We start from the raw sequence: 22,804 nt of genomic DNA on the forward strand, positions 1-22,804 counted from the left end.
AACATGACACAACCTATCAGAACAGAAAAGCCATCACGCTTCGTGCGGAAGCTTCGCAAACTTGGCAAAGAGCCGAAGCGTTTCTTCATTGATTCCAACGGTTATAAAATTGCCCACAGGTCCTGGCAACAGAGTCTGAAACTGGGCAGTTTTTTGTGGGTTGTAGCCTGCTTTACCATGGCATCGATCTATTTTGGCGGGATTGCTTCAGACCGTTATGTCAGCCGCAGCGGAATCATCATCAAGCAGGCCGACCAGATCAAAATGTTGCCCGATGCCCTGTCTATGTTGGGGCTGGGTGGTAACAATCATCAGGACGTATTGCTGGTACAAGACTATCTGCGCTCCTGGGATCTGCTGGCCAAGCTGGATCGCGAATTGGCGCTCAAAGCGCACTACCAAAGCCATGATGCCGACTTCTTCTCCCGTTTATCGGGGGAGGCAACCCGCGAAGAGTTTCTTGAATATTACCGTGATCACCTGACCTTGCGTCTTGATGAACTCTCCGGGGTATTAACTATCGAACTGCAGGCTTTTGATCCCGTCTATGGCCAGCAGGTAGTTAGCATGATGCTGAAAGAGGCGGAAGGTTTTATCAACAAGCTGGGCCACCAGGTCGCCATGGATCAGCTTGCGTTTGTCGAGCAAGAGGTTAACCGTTCCCATCAACGCTTGCAGGCAGAGAAAGCCAGGGTGCTGGCGTTTCAAAATAGCCATCAGCTAATCAGCCCGGAATCGACCAGCACTGCACGCCTTGGTGTGGTCAGTGAAATTGAAGCCGAGCTGGTGCGCCAGCAGGCAGAACTGAAGCAATTGCGCAGTTATATGAAAGAGAGCGCACCAGGGGTGGTATCGGTGCAAAGTCGTGTTGATGCGTTAAGCAAGCAACTGAAACAGGAAAAGGCGAAATTGACCACCAATGATGCCGGTGCTGGCACTCAGGTGGCACCTGAGGCAATGAACGAAATCACTGCCCAATATATGGATCTGAAAACCCAGGCCACTCTGGCTGCTGATCTCTACAAGACGGGCCTTATCAGTCTGGAGCAAGCCCGCGTTGAGGCATATCGCAAGCTGAAACACCTGCTGGTCGTGACGAAGCCAACCTTGGCGGAAGAAGCCGAATACCCACGCCGCTTGTATAACCTGGTCACAATTGGTGTTCTGCTTTGCCTCTTCTATGGCCTGATTGTTATGGGGCTGGCGACCTTGCGTGAACACCAGGATTGATAGGGTGATGCAAGATAGGTCAGATCTGTATTCTTGGCAGATGAGAATATCATCTGCCAAAGAGATAACGTTGAGGAATGAGGTCTGCCTGTCAGAATATAGCCAAGTGACTATTTCATAAGAATTTATTGTTTTTTTGATAAAAACCAGCATGCTGTTCATATTCCACGCTATGTAAATAATAGGTGGCTATGATTCTCACTTTATTATATATGTGGATCAATTTCTTTGGGCAATAATAAACGACCATGTATTGCTTTAGTGGCCGACCAGTTTACTACATTCAGTTTGGCTCCAGACGCAGATTTAATTCAAATAACACCGATAGACTGGCAATGGAAGTTAAGATTTTTCAAACCTGACTTTTTATTTGTCGAATCAGCCTGGCGTGGTTATAAGGATAGTTGGAAAGGGAAAATAGCCAGTTATGCCCATAGTTCCCCCAATAAACCAGAGCTGCGGAGGTTGCTGGAATTCTGCCACAAGCGGAAAATCACAACAATTTTCTGGAACAAAGAGGATCCGTTTCACTTCGAGCGCTTTGCTGATGCAGCCGCGTTGTTTGATGTGGTCTACACCACGGATTCCGGCTCACTGGAGCGCTATCATGCGCTCCCCCATCAGCGTTTTCAGCATGTCGGTGTGCTGATGTTTGCTGCCCAGCCACGCTGGTATCACCCTGCAGAGAAGGGAGTGCGGGGTCAGGAGGTCGCATTTCTGGGTGGCTATTATGGTAACGAGCTGGCTGAGCGAAGCAGGGTTCAGGAGGATATTCTTCTGGCATTGCGAGATAAAAATCTGATTATTTTTGACCGGTTTTGGCAGAAGGGAAATGGCTGCAGCTATCCTGAGCAACTACAACCTTATTGTAAACCTGCGATTACTCAAATGTCGGTTGCCAAGGCATATCAGCAATATCAAATATATTTAAACTTCAATACGATTAGTCAATCTTCAACCATGCTATCCCGTCGGGTGTTTGAATTGGCCGCTGCTGGCTGCCCTATTATCAGCACCCCTTCGATCGCCATGGATAACATTTTTGGCAAGAGCATTGTCGCAGTGCAGGATGGTGCTGCGGCGCGCGAATGGTGTGCACAATTACAAAAAAACATTCGACTAAGAGACGAATTGGGCCAAAACGCGATGGAAATCGTGCTGGCCCAACACACCTGGCAACACAGGCTGACACAGCTCAACAGTGAACTCAGTCTTTATTAGTTAGTTTCGGGTAGATAAAACCAATTAGCTCACACGGGAGTGATTATTATGCCAATTAAGGCGCAGCGAGTATTGATCGTTTTTGGTACCAGACCGGAAGCCATCAAGATGGCCCCTATCGTCAAGGCTTTCCAGGCCAATCGCAAGGTTGACGTGCGGGTCTGCGTGACCGGGCAACACCGGGAGATGCTGGATCAGGTTCTCAACCTGTTCGAAATTGAACCGGAATATGATCTCAACATCATGAAGCCGGGCCAGGATCTGACCGATGTCACGACCGCCATCTTGCAGGGGCTCAAACCTGTCTTTGCCGAGTTCAAACCGGACCGCATTCTGGTGCATGGTGACACGGCTACGTCGTTTGCGGCGACACTGGCCGCCTACTACCACCGTATCGCGGTTGGCCATGTTGAAGCAGGGCTGCGCACCGGCAACATCTACTCTCCCTGGCCGGAAGAGGGGATGCGTCGTTTGACTGGCGGCATCGCCGATCAACACTACACCCCGACGATCAGCTCGCTGAAAAACCTCATCATGGAGAACATCGCTCCGGAGACCATCTTCGTCACCGGTAACTCGGTGATCGACGCCTTGATTGAGGTTTCCCAACGCATTGATAAAAACCTTGGCATGAAGGCTGAACTGGCCGCGCGCTTCCCTTTCCTCGACAAGAGCAAGAAGCTGATCCTGGTCACCGGCCATCGCCGCGAAAACCATGGCGATGGCTTTGAGCGGATCTGCAAGGCGCTCTCCGTACTGGCCCAGCGTGATGATGTGCAAATCGTCTATCCGGTGCACCTCAACCCCAATGTACAAGAGCCGGTCAACCGCAACCTCAAGGGTCTCGACAATGTACATCTGATCGAGCCGCAAGATTACCTGCCGTTCGTCTATCTGATGAAGCAGAGCTACCTGATCCTGACCGACTCGGGCGGTATTCAGGAAGAGGCGCCCACCTTGGGCAAACCGGTGCTGTGCATGCGAGATACCACAGAGCGTCCTGCTGCCGTCAAGGCGGGAACAGTTCGTCTGGTGGGGACCTGTGACGAGACTATCGTTGCAGAAACCGTTCGCCTGCTGGATGACGAGCTGGCCTACCAGGTGATGAGCCATGCCAACAACCCCTATGGGGATGGCAGAACCAGTCAACGCATCGTTGAGGCTGTCATTGGCCTGAGCGGCGCCCTCGGCCAGCAGATTGACAGCAGCCTGCAAGTGGCCTGATTTACAGATTACATAACTGTCCTTGGGGGCATATTTGCCCCCTGTTTTACTTTTGAGAGCACAAGATAATGAAATTCGAAACCATCTCCGTCGTTGGTCTGGGCTATATCGGTTTGCCAACAGCAGCAGTCATCGCTAGCAACGGCATTCGGGTTATCGGTGTCGATGTCAACCAGCATGCGGTAGACACCATCAATCAGGGCAAGATCCATATCGTGGAACCGGGCCTGGAAGATCTGGTCAAGCAAGCGGTGCAGGATGGCCACCTGAGCGCACACACCAGCCCGCAGAAGGCGGATGCCTTCCTGATTGCTGTGCCGACCCCGTTCAAGGGTGAAGATCACGAACCGGATCTGAAATATATCGAGAGTGCTTCCCGTGCCCTGGCGCCCATGCTGGAGAAAGGCAATCTGGTGGTACTGGAGTCCACTTCTCCGGTGGGGGCCACCGAACAGATGGCCAAATGGCTGGCCGAAGAGCGCAGCGATCTGACCTTCCCGCACACAGTGGCAGAAGGCCAGACCCCTGACATCTTTGTTGCCCACTGCCCGGAGCGCGTGTTGCCCGGTCAGGTGATCCGCGAGCTGGTGGAGAACGATCGCATCATCGGTGGCATGGACAAGGCCAGTACCGAAGCCGCCACTCAGGTCTACAAGATGTTTGTCAAGAAGGGTGAGTGCATTGCCACCGAAGCGCGCACCGCCGAGATGAGCAAGCTGACCGAGAACGCTTTCCGTGATGTCAATATCGCCTTTGCCAACGAACTGTCGCTGATCTGTGACCAGCAGGGCATCAATGTGTGGGAGCTGATCTCCCTTGCCAACCGTCACCCGCGAGTCAATATTCTGCAACCGGGTTGCGGCGTGGGGGGCCACTGCATCGCAGTTGATCCCTGGTTTATCGTCAACCAGAATCCTGACACTGCCAAAATCATCCACCAGGCTCGCCTGGTCAACGACTACAAGCCGCACTATGTGGTGGCGCAGGTAGAAAAAGCGGTTGCCGGTCTGAGCAATCCGAAAATTGCCTGTCTGGGTCTGGCCTTCAAACCGGATATCGACGATCTGCGTGAGAGCCCGGCGCTGGATATCACCAAGACCCTGGCAAATAACCCGGCTTATAAAATTCTGGCGGTTGAGCCCAATATCGAAGCACTGCCGCCGGTACTGGAAAACCGTAACAACGTCGTTCTTTCCACACTATCCGATGCCTTGCAACAGGCTGATGTCATCGTGATTCTGGTCAAACATAAGCAATTTATGGGTATCAATGCATCTGATGTAATGAATGCAAAATTTCTGAACTTTGTGAACGCATAAAAACAACCAAATAAGGAAAAGTGGGCATTAATGCCCACTATTATTATCATGAAAGCACGGCAAAGAAAAAAAATCACAAAAAAGAACAATATAGCGCCCGTAAGTCATCAACAAAGCTATTTTTCAAACGAGATATCCGTTCAATCTCCGCATGTCTCAGATGAGAAGCATCTTCATTTATTGAAGGAGAATTTAGTACAAATCCATAATGATATTAAAGAACAGAGAGAACATATTGTTACTCTTTCTCAGCGGTCTCTAAAAAAACAATACGATTACCTGCTTCCTCTTATTCTTGAGAATAAGAAGTTAGCTGATACCGTTGAAAAAAGTAGTTTAAATAAGTCTGTTTTTAATTCTCTACGTGAACACGTTTATACATTAGAACGGCAAAAATATGAACTGCAAGTTGAGCTTGAAAAGGAAATAGAAAGGACGAAAAAAGCAAAAAATTCAATATCTTTTTTGCTAGGTAATACATTGATTATGTTTCGCAAAAACAATGAAAGTATACTGTCATTGTTTAGAAAGTTATATTCAATTAAAAAAATTGCGAAATCTCGACGATTATCTGTTACGTCAAAGTCGGTACAAATACCACCTAAATTTATAAGTAACCTAAATTCTATTGATAGGTATAAAGAGCCATCCTTAAAACTAATTCCAACGATTAATGATGATGTATATATTCCACTCAACAAAGAACCATCATGGTTTAGCTTTACTCCAATAGGTCAAGATGAGATTAAGTTTTCATTTTCTTTTTCATCCTCTGTAAAATATAAGGATGTTCTCGCTCGTTTAATATATATTGGACGTGATGGTAGTGAATTATCAGGCAACATACCTAATACATATATATCTGCAACAGTAGGAAGGTATGTTTATCTTGATACCTGTGATGTGGAAAATAAACTGCATCTTATGCTTACACCTCCCTCTGAAGTGGGTACAATATTAATTGGTCTTCAAACTTGGCAATCCAAGGGCGAAATAACTATATTAAACGGTTTTAATATGGTTTCGGACGAAAATGCTACGATTTATGAGCAGGAGGAGGATGAAGAGTTTCAGTCCCTCAAAGATGGTGTAAGTATCGTTGTTCCAAGCTATAAAGGGAACGATACTATACCTGATATGCTGAATTCAATTTTAGAACAGACAATATCAAAATCATTGATTCAGGTAATTATCATTGTAAATGGTGAGGACAATAGTTCTCTCCCATTATATGAAGAATTTAAGAAAAACAATCAGGATATAGATGTATTTATACATCATGATGTAACCCCTAGTGCATCTAACGCAAGAAATATTGCAATCAGTTATGCTGATAGAAAATTTACAATATTCTTAGATAACGATGATATGTTGACTGAGAGCTATATTCAGTCTCTCTATAACAAACGTTCGACAGACTCAATCGTTATTTCCGGCATTCATGACTTAAATGAGACTGGAAATTTAATAAAAGATAATAGTGCTAATAAACAATATTTATTGGCATCAACTAAAGCTGAAATTTCTTACAATGATGTTACTGCTATTACGACAATGATTGCATGTAAATTGTTGCCGACCCACCATCTCAAAAAAGTGAGTTTTGTTTCACATTTACGTAGTGGTGAAGACGTTGTATTCTTTTGCGATTACATGTCTAAATTCAAACCAAAAATAAGAGTAGTTCCTGAATCAGATAATGCTTATTACATTAGGCGTATTACTCAGAACTCAGTTTCACGACAAAACTCAACCTTTGATTTCTGTGTGCGTCAGCGCCTGCAAGTTATTAAGGAATTGAAGTCATTACAGGCGCTTTCAAACGATAAAGAACAATTGGCATTTATTCAGTCAAAAATAAATGCTCAGTGCACTTTTATTAAGAACTTCTTGAGTGAGTCTCCAGAATACAAGGAAGAATTGATTCTTGAGTTGAAGACACTATCACTTGAAGATTTCTCTTATGAAGTTATTAACAGAGGTAAATCCAAGTCTTTAGTTATATCCTATTGCTTCCCGCCTTATGTTGATACAAGCGCTTGTGTTATGGCAAAGAGACTTAGAGCCGAAGGTGAAATTGTCGATGTTGTGTATAACAACATGAGTAAAGTGAGAAATGTATCTAACGATCTTAATCTTCTTGTTAATGATCTCATCGAGCAGAGAAAGATTGTTAACACGCCGTCTACTTTCGCAAACTGGTCAGGAATCTATGGTTTTGCTATTGAGACACTAAAGTGGGCAACAAGAAAGCAATCTAATTATGAAAAGATATATAGTCGAGCCATGTGGCCCGCATCCCATTTTGCCGCCTTCCTTGTCAAACAGGCAAATCCGGCACTGAAATGGACCGCCGAGTTTTCTGACCCCATATTGTGGGATATAAAGTCGCAGGAAAGGTATTCCAAACTTGATTTAGACTTTATAAAAGAGAATGTATTAGGCAAGTCAAAAGAGATTGATTCAATACTATTACAATACAAGGATAATGATAATCTATATTTTTGGTGTGAACTCCTGCCATATTTATTTGCTGACACAATCGTTTTCACTTGTACTAATCAGCGTGATTACATGCTTTCAATGATAAAAGATGTAAAAATAAAAAATCTTGTGAGCGATAAATCAAAAGTTTCCAAACACCCTACACTGGATGATTTTTATTATAATCTGGGGGATGTAGAATATCCACTTAACAGCAAAATAAAAAATATTGGATACTTCGGAGCTTTTTATTCAAAGAGAAATCTTGATGATGTTTTAAATGCTTTGAAAACATACAAAGAACATGGGCGAAAAAATATTATGCTACATGTCTTTACAGAACAAAAAGATGATGCATCTAATTTTGTGAATGCCAGTGGTCTTTCTGACTTTATTAAGGTTAATGGTTATCTTGATTACCTGGATTTCCTCAAGTTAATAAAGGGGTTTGATTGCTTAATTGTCAACGATGCTGAAGTTTCAAAAGAAAAAGGAATAAATCCGTATCTTCCATCAAAAGTCAGTGATTATATGGGGTCTGGTACAAAAATCTGGGCTCTTTGTGAAGAAAATAGTGAATTAAGCAAATTAAATGAAATTAGCATGAAGTCAATCATTGGTGATTCAAATGCTGCATATAATTTACTTGTTGAGATAGAAAATAATGTTAGATAATAGATTTGCAATTGGAATTAGATGTCATCAGATCTCAACTGAAGAGTCGAGGATATATAATTGTCTGCAGGATAACTTTGGTATAAACAAAGACGATATATTTTTTATAGTAGATGACTCTAAAACTGGTAAATGCTATGGGGTTAATAATAATGTTGTGTCATTAAGCGAGTATACGGAAGAGAAAAAACTAAATCTACCCAATAAGTTTGGATGGTTATGTGGAGACCTGTTTTATTATGCCTTCAAAAGCCGTGTGGACAGAGACATATATTGGCTATTAGAGCCGGATATTGATTTTGGAAGGAATTGCAAAAATATTTTTTTAGACCTTAAGAATAATGATATGGACTTTATAGCGCCTAGGTTTGGCCCTGCAAATCCAAATGGTTATTGGACTAAAACTGGTCTGAATATATCAGAGAATGTATACTCATGTTCATTTCCAATTACTAGGATGAGCAAAGAAGCAATTTCAATTTGTGAAGAACACCGTATAAAGTCATTTAGTTCAAAATCAAACTCACAATGCCCAAATGATGAAACATTTGTCTCTACTATTCTTATGAAAAATAATTTAAAGTGCTCTGATTTAGTTTTGATGTCTGGATTGAATTTTTCTTGCTTTAGTACAACTATTCCTTTGCTCAACACTAGCATTAAAAATGCTAATCATATATACCATCCATTCCTACCATGGGAGGACTATTTGGCAAAGTTTCAATCAAGATTCGAACCAACGCTGCGAAATGGTACATATTCAAACTTCATTACAAAAAGTCTTGTCGGATTGTCGAAAGAACAACTTCTTAAGATTAGTGAGTTAATTGGTATTAGTATAAAGGAAGATTTGAAAATAAAAAAATAGCACCTCCTTTAAACTACAATTAAAATGATAGAGTAACACTCCCAGTAAAGTTATTATAATTGATATTGACACGCATCACATTACCAATGTTGCTATATCAGAATTTATTTATTAGCATTGGACATGTTGCTATATAGTGGCGCATTATTTATTACTATGAGAATAGTATTTTTAGATGCCATTATTCTAGCGTTGCATTTACATCACAGAATGTCACGAGGTAGTCCTTCGTCAATATATTAAATAGATAAGGCTATTCTAAATATCAAACTAAAGACGTTATGTTTTTTACAACATAATACCTAATTCAGGGCGTAGTATGAGAATAAGAAAAGCAGTATTTCCTGTCGCAGGAATGGGTACCCGATTCCTGCCCGCGACCAAGGCATGTCCGAAAGAAATGCTACCCGTCGTGGATAAACCACTGATACAGTATGCAGTTGAAGAAGCGATTGCGGCAGGTATTACCGACCTGATCTTTGTTACATCCTGGACCAAGCGTGCCATCGAAGATCACTTCGATAGCAACTTCGAGCTTGAGTACAAGCTCGAGCAAGCTGGTAAAAAGGCGTTGCTCGATACCGTCAAGAACATCATTCCCGCTGGCGTCAACTGTTTCTATGTTCGTCAAACTGAAGCCCTGGGGCTGGGCCACGCCGTACTGTGTGCCAAGCAGATCGTTGGTAACGAGCCGTTTGCTGTATTGCTGGCTGACGACATGATCCACTGCGACAAGACTCCCTGCCTCGACACCATGATTGCCCTCGCTGGCGAGAGCCATTGCTCGGTCGTGGCTGTAGAAGCCGTGCCGATGGAAAAAGTCAGCCAGTATGGCGTCATTGCACCACAAGCGGTGAGCGAACGCCTGTATAAACTCAATGGCGTCGTGGAGAAACCGCCCCGTGAGGAGGCGCCATCCAACCTCTCCATCGTTGGCCGATATGTACTGCAGCCACGCATTTTTGAGCTACTTGAGCAGACCCAGCGCGGGGCCGGTGGCGAGATCCAGTTGACCGATGCCATTGCCGATTTGCTCAAGGAGCAAGAGGTCATGGCTTACGAGTTTGACGGTATCCGCTATGACTGCGGCAGCAAACTGGGCCATATGAAAGCCAACATTGAATATGGCCTGCGCCATCCCGAGTTGTCGGACACGCTGCGAGCCTATCTCGAAGAACTGCTGGCCCACTGAGCGTAGGACACCATGTCGCGAGATCTCAGTGTTATTACACCGTTCCACTTTCAGCAAAGTGGGCGGGGTAGTCTGGATTCTGCGTTGATGAGACTGGAGGCATGCCTCCAGTCTCTTTTTATCGCAGGCAATCTGGATATTTTGATTCCGACCAACCAGTGCAATCTGCTAGCAGGGCAGCTTGATGCCCGGATCTTGGAAGATTCACAGCCTTTTCCTATCTACTCGCCTGGATTGGCGCGTAGCCATGGTATTGAGCACAGTACCGCACGCACGCTCTTTATCATGGATGCAGATCTCCTTTGCTCACCGCAACTGGCAAAACAACTTCCTGACCGCTGCCAGCTGTATGCTCATTCAGGGCAACCTTCTTTTGAGATGTACCCCTGTCTCTATCTGACCAAGGAGGAGACAGAGCGCTTTGATGGGGATTTTCAGGGCTGCTTGGAGTCTTTTTTGCGGGGAGAAAATCACCGGGTGGAGGGAATTGCCCTGGCCAGCAGTTGCTTGCTGATGAATCGCGAGTGGTTTTTGCAGCTGGGGGGCTTTGACGAGCAGTTTGTCGGCCATGGCGGCGAAGATCTTGAACTGATTGACAGGCTCACCCGTCATTACCCCATCGGGCCACGACCGGATGACTATGCCCTCAATATCAAGGTCCAGCATCCGGGAGATTATCAGGGGTTTCGGCGCTATTTCAGCTATTATGCGCTGCCCCATCTGTTTGCCGGCCGGTTTCTGGTTCACCAGTGGCATCCGCGCCCACTGACTCACCCTTACCACAAGCGGCGGGCTAACAATGATCAGTTGCTTGAGCAGATGCTGGCTCGCAGCGAAGCAGAGCGAGGCCCGTTGAAAGGGCCCGTGGTGCCCTGTAACGACCTTGGCGGGGAGCTGCCGGATTTTCGCGAGTGGATGATCCGTTTGCAGGAGGAGGCGGGCTATCCGGTGAGCGAATATCCGGGGCTGTTGCGCTGGCAAGAGGGGGTGCAGCGCAAGCGGCCACTGTGGCGCAAGCTGCGCAAGCTCTACCTCAACCCTCGGGCCTTTTTCAGAGATATGTTTAAGCCCACATCTCGCTGAACTTTTTATCTGAGCAATTTGCATGACTCTATGGACACAATCCAGCGGCATACTGGCCCGCAGCACTCAAATCAGCGCCTGTCTGGGACAGCCATTGGCGCGTTTTGCTTCCCCTGATGCCGTACAGCCGGGTGATGTGCTGATCGGCTGGGGCCAGAAGGCTAATACCCACCAGATCAAGGAGCAGGCCAAGACCCTGAGTTTGCCCTATTGGCAGCTTGAAGATGGCTTTATCGGTTATATCGGCCATCCCGCCAAGGGGGGCAAGGCGGTCTCGCTGATCGCCGATCCGGTGGGGATCTATTACGATGCCCGCCAGCCCAGCCAGCTTGAGCAATTGATTGCCACCCCGTGCGAGCCACAGATGTTGGCACGGGCCGAGCGACTGATCGATGAGCTGGTACGCCTCGGGGTCACCAAATACAACTGTTATGCCACTGCCCCCGATCAGTCGATTGCCAGCGGCAGCGTGACCGCCCTCTCTGCTGTCGGGGACTATGGCGGCTTGCCATCAGGGCTTGCCACACGTCTGCAGCAGAGCGCCAAACCCAGGATCCTGCTGGTTGATCAGGTCTCGGGAGATCTCTCCATTCCGGGGGCGCTGGCCAGTGAAGCTGATTTTGTGGCGATGGTGGAGGCGGCGCGCCGCAATCATCCCGATGCGCGCCTGCTGCTGCGCACCCATCCCGATACTCGCCTTGGCAAGAAGCGCGGGGTGTTGGCCCGTCTGAACCTGGATGATGTGGAGATTGTGGCCGATCACTGCCATCCCCATGCACTGCTCAATGTGGTGGATGCGGTCTATACGGTGTCATCCCAGCTTGGTTTTGAGGGCCTGTTGCTTGGCAAGCCGGTCTATTGCTTCGGTATGCCGTTTTATGCGGGTTGGGGGCTGACCCATGACAGCAAGCAGTGTGAACGGCGCAACGTAAAAGTGTCGCTCGCCCAGCTGGTCGCGGCAGCCTTGATCCGCTATCCCCGCTATCTCGACCCTGTGCTGGGCCAGCGTTGCGAGGTCGAGGAGGTGATCGCCATTATTGCGAATCAGCGCCGCCCCGCGCCGCGCTGGCGCAGGCTTTATCTGGTCGGTTTCTCGCTGTGGAAGCGGGCATTTATGCAGGCGTTTTGCCAGCATTTGGCCGATGAGTTGCGCTTTGTGCGCAAGCCACCCAAGCGGTTGACCGGTGACGAGCAGATATTGGTGTGGGGTAGCCGCCACCCCGATCTCGCCTCTGCAATCCGGGTCGAGGATGGTTTTATTCGCTCGAGGGGGCTGGGCTCCAATCTCTGTCGTCCCTCCTCCTTGTCACTGGACCCGGTCGGGATCTATTTCGACAGTCGCACTCCCAGCGGGCTGGAACAGTTGCTCAACTATCAGGAGTTGACAGAGGCGGAGGTCAAGCGCGGGGATGCGCTGCTTGCCTTGCTACAGGAACACAGGGTCAGCAAATACAATGTGGGCGAGCCGCAGCACTACACCAGGCCCGATGATGGTCGTGAGCTGGTGCTGGTGGTGGGTCAGGTAGATGGCGATGCCTCCATCCTGACCGGGAGCCCCCATATTCGCAGCAATGAGCAGTTGCTGTGGGCGGTGCGAGCGGCCAAACCCGATGCTCATATTCTCTACAAGCCACACCCTGATGTGGTGGCGGGCAATCGTGGTGGGGCGATTTCTGCGGCCTGTCTGGCGGAGTGTGTCGATAGCCAGGTGCTGGATATTGGGCTCACCAGCCTCTATCCCCATGTGGATGAGCTGCATACCATGACCTCGCTCAGTGGCTTCGAGGCGCTGGTGCAGGGGGTCAAGGTGACGACCTGGGGCCAACCCTTCTACAGTGGCTGGGGGTTGACCACGGATGCCAATCCGCCTGCTCGTCGTCAACGTAGTCTGCCGCTGGCGGCGCTGGTCTATCTGACGCTGGTTGCCTATCCGCTCTATCTCGATTGGCAGACCGGGCTCTGGATAAGTCCGGAGCAGTTGATCCACCAACTGGCGAAGCAGGGACACTCATCGGCCCAAAAAGCGAGCCGCTGGCAACGCTGGCAGCTCAAGCTCGGTTACTTGTTCCAGACGCTCATGCAGCGCCCCTCTCTCTCCCCGTTTTTGAGATAAGTCGTCAATGAAGATTTTGTTACTGCAAGGCCCGCTTGGCCCTTTCTTTCAGACCCTGAGTCGCCAGTTGACCGAGGCGGGACATCAGGTGGTGAAGATCCATTTCAATGGCGGGGATGAGTGCTGGCCCTGTGCCGGAAAAAATCTGCGTTTTCGCGGGAAACCGGAGAGCTGGAACGCCTTTTTCCGCCGGGTGCTCAAGCAGCAGGGTATCGATACGGTGATCTGTTACGGGGACTGCCGTTATTACCATCTGGAGGCTGGCCGTATCTGCAAGTTGAAGCGAGTGCCATTCTGGGCGATGGAGGAGGGCTATCTCAGACCCGATTTCGTCACGCTGGAGCAGGGTGGGGTCAATGCCTTCAGCCCCTGGTATGAGCGGCGCGATCAACTTGCCCAACTGGATTGGCCTGTGCCTTATGACAGCTCGCTCAAGGTGGGCAAGACCTTTGCGGTGCGCGCCTGGTATGCCAGTCGCTACCACATCAACAAGTCGCTGTTCCGTTGGCGTTATCCCCACTTTGTGAATCACCGTCCCTGGAGTCTGGTGCAGGAGGCGATGGGGTGGGTCTGTGGCGCCATGGTGAAATACGGCAACTTGCGCCAGGATCGCGCCCTGCTCAAGGCGTTGCCGCAGCACGCCGGGCGGATCTTCTTTGTGCCACTGCAAGTGACCGAGGATTTTCAGATCCGTGAGCACTCTGACCTGAGCGGGGTAGAGGAGATGGTTGCGCAGGTGATCAACTCCTTTGCGGAGCATGCCAAACCCGAAGATGTGTTGCTGTTCAAGCACCACCCCATGGATCGGGGCTATGTCAGTTATCGTGCCCAGATAAACAGGCTCATCGCGGTGCTTGGCCTGGAGGGGAGGGTCTTTTACGGTTATGAACTGCCGCTGCCAACCCTGTATCCCTTGCTCAAAGGGGTGATCACCATCAACAGCACGGTCGGTCTCTCTGCTCTGCTCCATGATGTACCCACCTTCTGCATGGGGCGGGCACTCTATGATATTGACGGTCTGACCACCAAAGGTTCGCTGGCCTCCTTCTGGCACTCGCAGAGCCCGGTATGTGCCGAGACATTCAAACGGGTGCGCCACTCCTTGCTCCATCTGACCCAGCTCAATGCCAGTTTTTACCGTCATCTGAAAATGAGTGCGCTGGCGGTCATGGAAAAAATGAAGCTTTCAGCGCCGAATATGCGTGATGAGCTTGTATCGCCGGAACGCCGTATGAGGGTGAATAATACCATGTGCCTTACATTACCCTGGCTGGCCACTCTCGATGGTATTAGCGACCCGTTTACATCTATCGGTTCAACCGCTCTGATGTTACTCGTTTGATGTCTGCCTATTTTTGATTTAGTGTGTTAGTGAGAGGTAAATAAAACCAGGAAGGTTAACATGAACATTCACGGTTGCTTGTTATCCATTGGACTCTTGGGGCTGCCGACTTTTTCCATGGCAGCTGAACATGATCTTTCACTTATTATTCACGGGGCATCAATACACAGTGATTGTTCGCAGGGAACAGGAAAAAAAAGCAAAACCTGTGACTTTAATGGTTTTAACCCGGGGCTGGGATTGGCGTGGGTGTTCTTGGGTGACAACGACACGGGAAAACTTGCGCTGCGCGGCGGGTTTTATCGAGATTCTCTAGAAAATACAGCTGGTTATGCGGGTTTCTCTTATCGGAAAGAGTGGTATCTCACCGAACATGTTTTTGCTGGGGTAGGGGCGCAGGCTGGTTATCTCAACGGTTCGGGTATTGATGGTTTTGCCGCTTTGCCGATAGTGATACTGGGTTACAAGTCAGTTGCATTGGAAGTCGGTTATGCACCCAAGGTTGATTGGGTACCTGGGGGAGACCATGTCGCGGTCACCACCTTCTCATTGCGATGGACGCTGTAATATTAGCGAAATATGATCGCCATTACGCATTGTACTTTGTCATTTTGCCACGTTTTTTTAATACACATTTGTGGTGGATATAATCTGGCAAGCTGTGTGAAATATATTTCAGGCCAGATTTTGACTTGTGAGTAATAAAATGGTGCCCCATTTTATCTGAGCAACAATTATTGTGGATTTATTTCAAGATGAGCTAAGTGGCATATTCATTTATCAATATTGATTGCATCTGGAACATTTAAAAATAAAAAGCCCTTCACCATGGTGAAGGGCTTTTTGCTATCTGGCGTTAGCCGATGGGGTTGCCCCGCTCTGGCTTAGTAGCCCTGCTGGTGCACGTCCATCACGGCGCGGCCTGACGGGTCGGCCATCTCCTTGAACTTGGCATCCCACTCCAGCGCGGTGGGGGTGGAGCAGGCGACCGACTTGCCGTAGGGCACGGTGCGGGCGGCGGCTTCTAGGGGGAAGTGCTCGTCGAAGATGGCGCGGTAGAAGTAGGCCTCCTTGGTGAGCGGGGTGTTGATGGGGAAGCGGAATGCAGCCGCCTCGAACATCTGATCCGTCACTTCCTGTTCCACCATGGCTTTCAGGCTGTCGATCCACGAATAACCCACTCCGTCGGAGAACTGCTCCTTCTGACGCCATGCCACTTCGTGGGGCAGCAGATCCTCGAACGCTTCGCGCAGGATGTGCTTCTCGATCTTGCCCTTGCCACACATCTTGTCGGCGGGCTGCAGGCGCATCGCCACGTCCATGAACTCCTTGTCGAGGAAGGGCACGCGACCCTCCACACCCCAGGCTGCCATCGACTTGTTGGCGCGCAGGCAGTCATAGAGGTGCAAAGAGGCGAGCTTGCGCACGTTCTCTTCGTGGAACTCGCGGGCGTTGGGCGCCTTGTGGAAGTAGAGGTAGCCACCGAACAGCTCGTCGGAGCCTTCGCCGGAGAGCACCATCTTGATCCCCATCGCCTTGATGTAGCGGGCCATCAGATACATCGGCGTGGAGGCGCGAATGGTGGTGACGTCATAGGTCTCGAGGTGATAGATGACATCGCGCAGGGCATCCAGACCCTCCTGCACGGTGAAGTGGATCTGGTGGTGGATGGTGCCGAGGTGATCAGCCACCTTGCGGGCGGCGGCGAGATCCGGCGACCCTTCCAGCCCCACGGCGAAGGAGTGCAGTTGCGGCCACCAGGCTTCGCTCTTGCCATCGTCCTCGATGCGGCGCGCCGCATAGAGCTTGGTAATGGCGGATATAACGGAGGAGTCCAGCCCGCCGGAGAGCAGCACGCCATAAGGCACGTCGCACATCAGTTGGCGTTTGACCGCCGCTTCCAGCGCCGCTTTCAGCTCGGCCTTGTCGCTGACGTTGTGCTCGACCGCGCTGTATTCCATCCAGTCGCGCTTGTACCACTGTTTGAGCTCGCCATCCTTGCTCCACAGATAGTGTCCCGGCGGGAAGGTCTCGACGCTCTTGCAGACCGGTACCAGCGCCTTCATCTCGGAAGCGACATAGAAGTTGCCGTGCTCGTCGCGGCCGGTATAGAGGGGGATGATCCCCATGTGGTCGCGACCAATCAGGTAGGCATCCTGTTCGGCGTCATAAAGAATGAAGGCAAAGATGCCGTTGAGATCGTCGAGAAACGCCGGGCCCTTCTCCTTGTAGAGAGCTAGCAGCACCTCACAGTCGGATTTGGTCTGGAACTGGAAATCGACCTTGAGGGTCTTTTCCAGCTCTTTGTGGTTGTAGATCTCGCCGTTGACCGCCAGCACATGGGTGCGCTCGGGGTTGTAGAGCGGCTGTGCGCCATTGCCCGGGTCGACGATGGCCAGACGCTCGTGCACCAGAATGGCTTTGTCGGAGCTGTAAACGCCGGACCAGTCAGGCCCGCGGTGACGAAGTCGCTTGGACATCTCCAGCGCCGATTTGCGCAGGGCGACTGCATCGGACTTGATATCCAGAATGCCGAAAATTGAACACATTGGCGGTAATCCTCTTGATTTTTATATGAGCCCCCCACGTTTGGGCTCGAAATTCCATTTACATTCCTCGTCAGACACAATGCCTAGCGGAAAAACCTTTTGCAAGCGGGAAAACCGCAGAAAATCATGCCGTAAGCGTCAAGCAGATCAACAGGATAAGGATTGTTGCAACGGGGCAGGGTGACGTGAACGTCAAGCCGAGGCGGGTTCGAAGATGACGTAGACCTTGCGACAGGGGGTAAGAGTCTCCCACTCGCCGACAAAGCCTGCCGGAATCACGAATTGATCGCCGGGTTTGAGAGCCAGCTGGCCGCCCAGACTGTCGTGGATCACCACATCCCCCTCCAGCAGCTGGCAATACTCGTGCTCGGTGTAGTGAATGGTCCAGCGGCCCGGCTCGCAGCTCCAGAAGCCCACGTGAAACTGCTGGCTTGGGTCGGAGTAGTGGTTCCACACCGTTTGTGCCGGGTTGCCCGCTTTAATGCGCTCGGGAGCTGGCATCAGCGGGGTAGGGGCCGCCTCGTGGCGGCCCGGCAAAATCCAGTCGTTGAGGGTCTTCATGGTGCCTCCTTGGCTTCAGCAGATAGGAAAGCGGGGCCATCTTGGCCCTGCGTTTGTTCGTTTTATTAAACGAGGTTGTGCATAACTTAAACGATGCGCATTCCCTTGCCAAGGGCTGCTGGCCGACGACTCAAAGCGGCTGCAAGCGGCGGATCACATGACGGGCAAAGCCGCTGCCCGCCTCGTTGTAGACGTTGAACACCGCATCCACCCCCTGCTCCTGCAGGGAGGCGATATCATCCTCGAAGCGGACGATGGCGGCTATCTTGCCGGCAAAACCGTGGCTGCGCAGCTTCTCGATGGCGTAGAGGTTACCCGAGTGGTGGGGCATCGCCAGCAGCACCAGATTGACCTGATTGGAGAGGAGCACCTTGTCCCAGAAGTCGGTATCGGTGGCATCCCCCTCGATGACGTTCATCCCCTGGGCTCGCAGGGTGGGCAGCTTCTCGCTGTCGTTCTCCACCCCGAGGATGACGTTGCCGTATTTGTTCTCCAGCTCGAAGTAGGCCCCCTGACCGATCCGCCCCATGCCTAGGATGATCACCTCCGCATCGCCAAGCTCTATGGGTCTGTCTTCCGGATGGAGGTTGCTCGCCTGCAATCCCCGCAGCCAGTGGCCGATGCGGTGATACATGCGCTCGCTCTGGGCATTGAGCGGGGCGGAGATCATAAAGCTGGCCGCCAGCGCTAGCGAGACCGCCACCAGCCACTCGTGGGAGAGCCAGCCCGCCTTGGCGGCGATGGCGGCGACGATCAGGCCAAACTCCGAGAAGTTGGTGAGCGCCAGGGTCGAGAGCAGGGCGGTACGCACCCGCAGGTGAGCGCCGCTGTAGACCAGATAGTAGAGGACACTTTTGAGCGGCAGGGCCAGCACCAGCGCCAGTGCCAGCAACATGGTGTCGTGGGTCGGCAGGCCGTTGAGGCCGATGGTGAGAAAGAAGCAGACCAGAAAGAGGTCTTTGAGGTTGAAGAGCGCCTTGGCCAGCCCTGCCGCAGCCGGATGAGAGGCGAGCAGCATGCCGATGATCAGCGCCCCCAGATCCGGTTTGAGGCCAACCACTTCAAAACCGGCGGCTCCGACCACCAGCGCCAGAAATACTCCGAACAGCACCTGCAGCTCGCCGTGACCGGCACGCTCCAGCAGCTTGAACAGCAGCGGGCGCAGCAGCGGCAATCCCAGTACCCAGAGCGCCCAGATACTGGGCCACTTGCCGCTGGAGAAGGCCAGAAACGCCACGGCGAACACATCCTGCATCACCAGCACCCCGATGGCGATGCGGGCGTAGAGGGCATTCATGTCGCTGCGATCTTCCAGCACCTTGACCGCAAAGACAGTGCTGGAGAAGGAGAGGGCAAAGCCCAGCAGCAGCGCCAGTTTCCAGTCCAGCGAGAGGGCAAGTTCAAGCCCCAGTCCCTTGCAGACCAGCAGTACCATGGTAAAGAGCAGGGTGGAGAGCAGCAGGTGCAGGCTGGTGGTGCCCCACACATCGCGCCGCATCAGGGTCTTGATATTGAGCTTGAGACCGATGGTGAACAGCAGCAGGGTGACGCCGAGATCGGCCACCTCGCTCAGGGCGGGAGTATTTTCATATCCCATGCCGTTGAGGATAAAACCGGCGGCCAGAAAGCCGAGCAGGGGGGGCAGACCAATCAGATTGACTACCATGCCGCAGCCAAAGGCCACGGCGATCAGAATGGGTTCCATAACAGATCCTGCAAGGGCAGGAGAGACCTGCCCTGTTTAACGCTTGGGTGGTGATTAGACGATATCGATGTCGACCACGGAGTCGAAAATATGGTTCGGGCGAAACGGCATGCGGTCGATATCGGCGACCTTGCTCACCCCGGAGAGCACCAGCACCGTCTCGAGACCGGCCTGAAAGCCCGCCAGAATGTCGGTGCGCAGGTTGTCGCCGATGATGATGGTGTCGTCGGAGTGGGCCTCCATCCGGTTGAGTGCCGCACGGATGATCCAGGCGCTCGGTTTGCCGACATAAAACGGCTTCTTGCCGGTCATCCGCTCGATGGGGGCGCACAGGGCGCCGCAGGCCGGGTGCATCATGGGACCGTGGGTGTCGGGGTTGGTGGCGATAAAGCGGGCCCCCTGATCGACGAACTTGGCCCCCTGTTGCATCATGGTCCAGTTGTAGTTGCGGGTCTCGCCCACCACCACGAAGTCCGGGTCTATGTCGGTGATGGTGAAACCGGCCTTGTAGAGCTCGTGGGTCAGCGCCCCTTCACCGATCACATAGGCCTTCTTGCCATCCTGACGCTTGAGGAAATCGGCGGTACCCATGGCGGAGGTGTAGAAGCATTCCTCCGGCACTTCGATCCCGGCGGAGCGGAAGCGGTTTTGCAGATCTTTCTGGGTCTGGGCCGGGTAGTTGGTGAGGAACAAGAGCTTGCTGCCCTGCTCCAGCAGGCGATGGACGAAACGGTCGGCACCGGGGATGAGATCGTTATTGTGCAGGATGACACCGTCGATATCGCAGATGACGTTCTTCTTCATGAAAACTCCTTGTCAGGGCGCAGGCGAGCCGCCAATCGTTAAGATGTTCAATCATTTATGATTTTTGTGACGCCATTATAAGTCTGTTTGATGACAAGTCTCCCCTGTCTCGCCACTTCGGTGCACAATAAAGCTGCCGTCGGGTCAGTCTGGTGGAGGGGCTGACGCCGGATCACTTTGCTGATGGAGCCGTCGCTATGGACACCCCGATTCCCAAGCCAGTCACCCCCGAACACCTCACCGCCGCGCAATTTATCGCCGGACTGCCGAAACTGGAGCTGCACCTGCATATCGAGGGCAGCCTCGAACCCGAGCTGATGTTTGAGTTGGGCCGCCGCAACAGTATTCCGCTGCCCTGGCCCGATGTGGCCAGCGTGCGCGCCGCCTATGACTTTGACTGCCTGCAATCCTTTCTCGACCTCTACTATCGCGGCGCCAGCGTGCTGGTGACCGAGCAGGACTTCTTCGACCTCACCTGGGCCTATCTTGAGCGTTGCGCCGCCGACAAGGTGGTGCATGTGGAGATCTTCTTTGACCCGCAGACCCACACCGCCCGCGGCGTCCCCTTTGCTACCGTGCTCGGCGGCATCGAGCGTGCGCTGCAGCGCGGGGAGAAGGAGTTTGGCATCAGCTGGCGCCTTATCATGAGCTTTTTGCGCCACCTCAGTGAAGAGGAGGCGTTCGCTACGTTGGAGGAGGCGGAGCCCTTCCTGTCACGGATTCACGGCATCGGCCTCGACTCGGGTGAAAAGGGCAACCCACCGACCAAGTTTGCCCGGGTCTTTGCCAAATGCCGCGAGCTGGGGCTGCCGGTGGTGGCCCACGCAGGTGAAGAGGGGCCTGCCGACTACATCTGGCAGGCGATCAACGAGCTGCAGGTATGCCGCATCGATCACGGAGTGCGTTCGGCAGACGATCCCGAGCTGCTGCGCTATCTGGCGGATACCCGGCTGCCGCTCACCGTATGCCCCCTCTCCAACACCCGGCTCAAGGTGTTCGGCAATATGGCCCAGCACAATGTGTTGCGGCTGCTGGAGCAGGGGCTCTGCGTCACCATCAACTCGGACGATCCCGCCTACTTCGGCGGCTATATGAATGCCAACTTTGCGGCGCTGTCCGATGGCCTCGGCGCGACCATGAGTCAGCTCTGCCGCTTGTCGCTCAATGCGGTGGAGGCGAGCTGGCTCTCTGTGGCTGACAAGGCGCGCCTGACCCGGGAGATCCGCAGTTATGCCGAGACTCACGGGGTGATCCTGCACTGAGTCAGGCGCCAATGAAGTCGAGATGACATGCACTAGATATAAAGAGAGGCCCGTCATCACTGGCGGGCCTCTCTTATTTCAATGGCTGGTGTGGTTGCAGGAGGAGGGCTGTATTACGCCACTCGCACCAGAAACTTCTCGCCCTGTCCTTCGCGCTTGAAGCGCTTGAGCAGGGTAGGCAGTGACTCAAAGTCGCCGACCACCAGCGGCGGCAGGGTCAGCTCGCCGCTCGCCATCTGCTCCATCATGGCGACACCGGCGGCGACCAGTCGGCTCCACTGTTTGTCCGAGCCAAAGGCGTGCTGGGCGCCCAGCGCAATCTCGTGCAACGAGTGGCAATGGCTAAAGGCGGGCAACGGATTGTGCGGGATGCGCCCGAGCACAGTCACCATATGGCCGTAGTAGCCAAGGGCGGGCAGCAGGCTCTCTGCCTGTTGGCTCGAGACCAGATCGATGATCCCCTCAAACGGCTCGTTGCCGTTGGCGGCTTGCAAGGTGGCCAGCCAGGCGGGATCCCGATAATCGGCTACGCCCTGCACACCTATCTGTTTGAGCCACTGATGGTGGCGTGGGCTGGCGCTGGCAAAGACCCGCGCTCCTTGCTGGAGGGCGAGCTGCACCGCAAAGCGGCCGACACTGCTGCCGGCGCCTGTGATGAGCAGCGCTTCCCCGTGCAGGCGCGGCAGCTTGGCCAGCGCCTGCCAGGCGGTGAGGCCGGGACAGGGCAGGGCGGCGGCCGCCTCGTCACTCAGGGCATCGGGCACCGGCAGCAGGGCACGGGCGGGCACTTTGGTGTGGCGGGCAAAGCTGCCGTGGTGGCGCAGGTCGGTGTGATAGGCGACCCGGGCACCGAGGCGCAGATGGCTGACGTTGGCGCCGAGGGCCACGATAGTGCCCATGCCATCGACGCCGGGCACCTGACCCTCCTGCCAGTTGGAGTGGCCATATTCGATCAGCTTCCAGTCCACCGGGTTGAAAGCGATAACCCGGTTGGCTACCAGTACCTCGTCAGGGGCGAGCGGTGCCAGGGGCAGATCGGCGAGGGTAAGCTGGGTCGGTTCACCGGGGGCATGCCAGCACCAGGCTTGGGTGTGATTCATGATGACTCCTTGTGAAAGCGAGGGGAGAGAACAACGAGATCATTGCAACAGTGATTCGGTCAGTCATATCAC

At 52.2% G+C, this 22,804-nt stretch carries 17 protein-coding genes; 12 read left to right on the plus strand and 5 right to left on the minus strand.

Annotation, left to right across the window (positions count from 1 at the left end):
- Positions 1 to 3: 3 nt before the first annotated feature.
- From G5168_RS14765 to G5168_RS14815, 11 genes are all read left to right on the plus strand, one after another.
- On the plus strand, positions 4 to 1,230 hold the full coding sequence (locus tag G5168_RS14765) for a sugar transporter (protein WP_323970340.1): 1,227 nt from the start codon (positions 4 to 6) through the stop codon (positions 1,228 to 1,230).
- Positions 1,231 to 1,458: 228 nt separating this feature from the next.
- Positions 1,459 to 2,451 carry a CgeB family protein gene (locus tag G5168_RS14770; RefSeq protein WP_323970339.1) on the plus strand — a complete coding sequence of 331 codons (993 nt, stop codon included), beginning with the start codon at positions 1,459 to 1,461 and terminating at the stop codon, positions 2,449 to 2,451.
- A gap of 48 nt (positions 2,452 to 2,499) precedes the next feature.
- On the plus strand, positions 2,500 to 3,675 hold the full coding sequence (gene wecB, locus G5168_RS14775) for a non-hydrolyzing UDP-N-acetylglucosamine 2-epimerase (RefSeq protein ID WP_227342487.1): 1,176 nt from the start codon (positions 2,500 to 2,502) through the stop codon (positions 3,673 to 3,675).
- Between the two features lie 68 nt (positions 3,676 to 3,743).
- Positions 3,744 to 4,994, plus strand: coding sequence for a UDP-N-acetyl-D-mannosamine dehydrogenase (wecC, locus tag G5168_RS14780; RefSeq protein ID WP_421252397.1), 1,251 nt, complete (start codon positions 3,744 to 3,746; stop codon positions 4,992 to 4,994).
- A 30-nt stretch (positions 4,995 to 5,024) separates the two neighbouring features.
- Positions 5,025 to 8,153 (plus strand): glycosyltransferase, encoded by a 3,129-nt coding sequence (locus tag G5168_RS14785; protein ID WP_421252398.1) that lies wholly within the window; start codon positions 5,025 to 5,027, stop codon positions 8,151 to 8,153.
- Positions 8,143 to 9,021 (plus strand): hypothetical protein, encoded by an 879-nt coding sequence (locus G5168_RS14790; RefSeq protein ID WP_421252399.1) that lies wholly within the window; start codon positions 8,143 to 8,145, stop codon positions 9,019 to 9,021. The genes G5168_RS14785 and G5168_RS14790 overlap by 11 nt, the downstream gene beginning before the upstream one ends.
- A gap of 319 nt (positions 9,022 to 9,340) precedes the next feature.
- On the plus strand, positions 9,341 to 10,213 hold the full coding sequence (galU, locus tag G5168_RS14795; RefSeq protein WP_421252400.1) for a UTP--glucose-1-phosphate uridylyltransferase GalU: 873 nt from the start codon (positions 9,341 to 9,343) through the stop codon (positions 10,211 to 10,213).
- A gap of 12 nt (positions 10,214 to 10,225) precedes the next feature.
- On the plus strand, positions 10,226 to 11,296 hold the full coding sequence (locus G5168_RS14800; RefSeq protein ID WP_421252401.1) for a galactosyltransferase-related protein: 1,071 nt from the start codon (positions 10,226 to 10,228) through the stop codon (positions 11,294 to 11,296).
- A 22-nt stretch (positions 11,297 to 11,318) separates the two neighbouring features.
- Positions 11,319 to 13,409: a capsular polysaccharide biosynthesis protein gene (locus tag G5168_RS14805; RefSeq protein WP_421252402.1), complete on the plus strand. Its 2,091-nt coding sequence runs from the start codon at positions 11,319 to 11,321 to the stop codon at positions 13,407 to 13,409.
- A gap of 7 nt (positions 13,410 to 13,416) precedes the next feature.
- Entirely contained in the window at positions 13,417 to 14,751 is a 1,335-nt protein-coding gene (locus G5168_RS14810; RefSeq protein WP_216953368.1) for a capsule biosynthesis protein, read from the plus strand.
- A gap of 60 nt (positions 14,752 to 14,811) precedes the next feature.
- Entirely contained in the window at positions 14,812 to 15,318 is a 507-nt protein-coding gene (locus G5168_RS14815; protein WP_216953369.1) for a hypothetical protein, read from the plus strand.
- 317 nt (positions 15,319 to 15,635) lie between these two features.
- Here G5168_RS14815 and asnB read toward each other — a convergent pair whose 3' ends face one another.
- The 4 genes from asnB to G5168_RS14835 form a co-directional block, all read right to left on the minus strand.
- A complete protein-coding gene (asnB, locus tag G5168_RS14820) occupies positions 15,636 to 17,300 on the minus strand; it encodes an asparagine synthase B (RefSeq protein WP_005361356.1) in 1,665 nt (554 codons plus the stop codon).
- A 192-nt stretch (positions 17,301 to 17,492) separates the two neighbouring features.
- Positions 17,493 to 17,861 carry a cupin domain-containing protein gene (locus G5168_RS14825; protein WP_194496217.1) on the minus strand — a complete coding sequence of 123 codons (369 nt, stop codon included), beginning with the start codon at positions 17,859 to 17,861 and terminating at the stop codon, positions 17,493 to 17,495.
- Positions 17,862 to 17,991: 130 nt separating this feature from the next.
- Positions 17,992 to 19,566, minus strand: a complete 1,575-nt coding sequence (locus tag G5168_RS14830) for a cation:proton antiporter family protein (RefSeq protein WP_216953370.1) — start codon at positions 19,564 to 19,566, stop codon at positions 17,992 to 17,994.
- 54 nt (positions 19,567 to 19,620) lie between these two features.
- On the minus strand, positions 19,621 to 20,370 hold the full coding sequence (locus G5168_RS14835) for an HAD-IIA family hydrolase (protein WP_005337281.1): 750 nt from the start codon (positions 20,368 to 20,370) through the stop codon (positions 19,621 to 19,623).
- A gap of 197 nt (positions 20,371 to 20,567) precedes the next feature.
- On the opposite strand from G5168_RS14835, the gene G5168_RS14840 reads away from it, so the two are divergent.
- Positions 20,568 to 21,632, plus strand: coding sequence for an adenosine deaminase (locus G5168_RS14840; RefSeq protein WP_216953371.1), 1,065 nt, complete (start codon positions 20,568 to 20,570; stop codon positions 21,630 to 21,632).
- A gap of 113 nt (positions 21,633 to 21,745) precedes the next feature.
- Here the strand turns inward: G5168_RS14840 and G5168_RS14845 are convergent, their stop codons facing one another.
- Positions 21,746 to 22,732, minus strand: a complete 987-nt coding sequence (locus G5168_RS14845) for a zinc-binding dehydrogenase (protein ID WP_216953372.1) — start codon at positions 22,730 to 22,732, stop codon at positions 21,746 to 21,748.
- Positions 22,733 to 22,804 lie beyond the last annotated feature (72 nt).

The organism is Aeromonas sp. 600724 (assembly GCF_049175135.1).
GTDB classification, from domain to species: domain Bacteria; phylum Pseudomonadota; class Gammaproteobacteria; order Enterobacterales; family Aeromonadaceae; genus Aeromonas; species Aeromonas veronii_A.

What these genes read in the sequence shown, in the direction of transcription:
- wecB (WP_227342487.1), top strand. Translation starts at nt 2,500, where the DNA reads ATGCCAATTAAGGCGCAGCGAGTATTGATCGTTTTTGGTACCAGACCG.
- G5168_RS14830 (WP_216953370.1), bottom strand. Translation starts at nt 19,566, where the DNA reads ATGGAACCCATTCTGATCGCCGTGGCCTTTGGCTGCGGCATGGTAGTC.
- G5168_RS14790 (WP_421252399.1), top strand. Translation starts at nt 8,143, where the DNA reads ATGTTAGATAATAGATTTGCAATTGGAATTAGATGTCATCAGATCTCA.
- G5168_RS14765 (WP_323970340.1), top strand. Translation starts at nt 4, where the DNA reads ATGACACAACCTATCAGAACAGAAAAGCCATCACGCTTCGTGCGGAAG.
- wecC (WP_421252397.1), top strand. Translation starts at nt 3,744, where the DNA reads ATGAAATTCGAAACCATCTCCGTCGTTGGTCTGGGCTATATCGGTTTG.
- galU (WP_421252400.1), top strand. Translation starts at nt 9,341, where the DNA reads ATGAGAATAAGAAAAGCAGTATTTCCTGTCGCAGGAATGGGTACCCGA.
- G5168_RS14815 (WP_216953369.1), top strand. Translation starts at nt 14,812, where the DNA reads ATGAACATTCACGGTTGCTTGTTATCCATTGGACTCTTGGGGCTGCCG.
- asnB (WP_005361356.1), bottom strand. Translation starts at nt 17,300, where the DNA reads ATGTGTTCAATTTTCGGCATTCTGGATATCAAGTCCGATGCAGTCGCC.
- G5168_RS14800 (WP_421252401.1), top strand. Translation starts at nt 10,226, where the DNA reads ATGTCGCGAGATCTCAGTGTTATTACACCGTTCCACTTTCAGCAAAGT.
- G5168_RS14845 (WP_216953372.1), bottom strand. Translation starts at nt 22,732, where the DNA reads ATGAATCACACCCAAGCCTGGTGCTGGCATGCCCCCGGTGAACCGACC.
- G5168_RS14825 (WP_194496217.1), bottom strand. Translation starts at nt 17,861, where the DNA reads ATGAAGACCCTCAACGACTGGATTTTGCCGGGCCGCCACGAGGCGGCC.
- G5168_RS14835 (WP_005337281.1), bottom strand. Translation starts at nt 20,370, where the DNA reads ATGAAGAAGAACGTCATCTGCGATATCGACGGTGTCATCCTGCACAAT.
- G5168_RS14805 (WP_421252402.1), top strand. Translation starts at nt 11,319, where the DNA reads ATGACTCTATGGACACAATCCAGCGGCATACTGGCCCGCAGCACTCAA.
- G5168_RS14810 (WP_216953368.1), top strand. Translation starts at nt 13,417, where the DNA reads ATGAAGATTTTGTTACTGCAAGGCCCGCTTGGCCCTTTCTTTCAGACC.
- G5168_RS14840 (WP_216953371.1), top strand. Translation starts at nt 20,568, where the DNA reads ATGGACACCCCGATTCCCAAGCCAGTCACCCCCGAACACCTCACCGCC.
- G5168_RS14785 (WP_421252398.1), top strand. Translation starts at nt 5,025, where the DNA reads ATGCCCACTATTATTATCATGAAAGCACGGCAAAGAAAAAAAATCACA.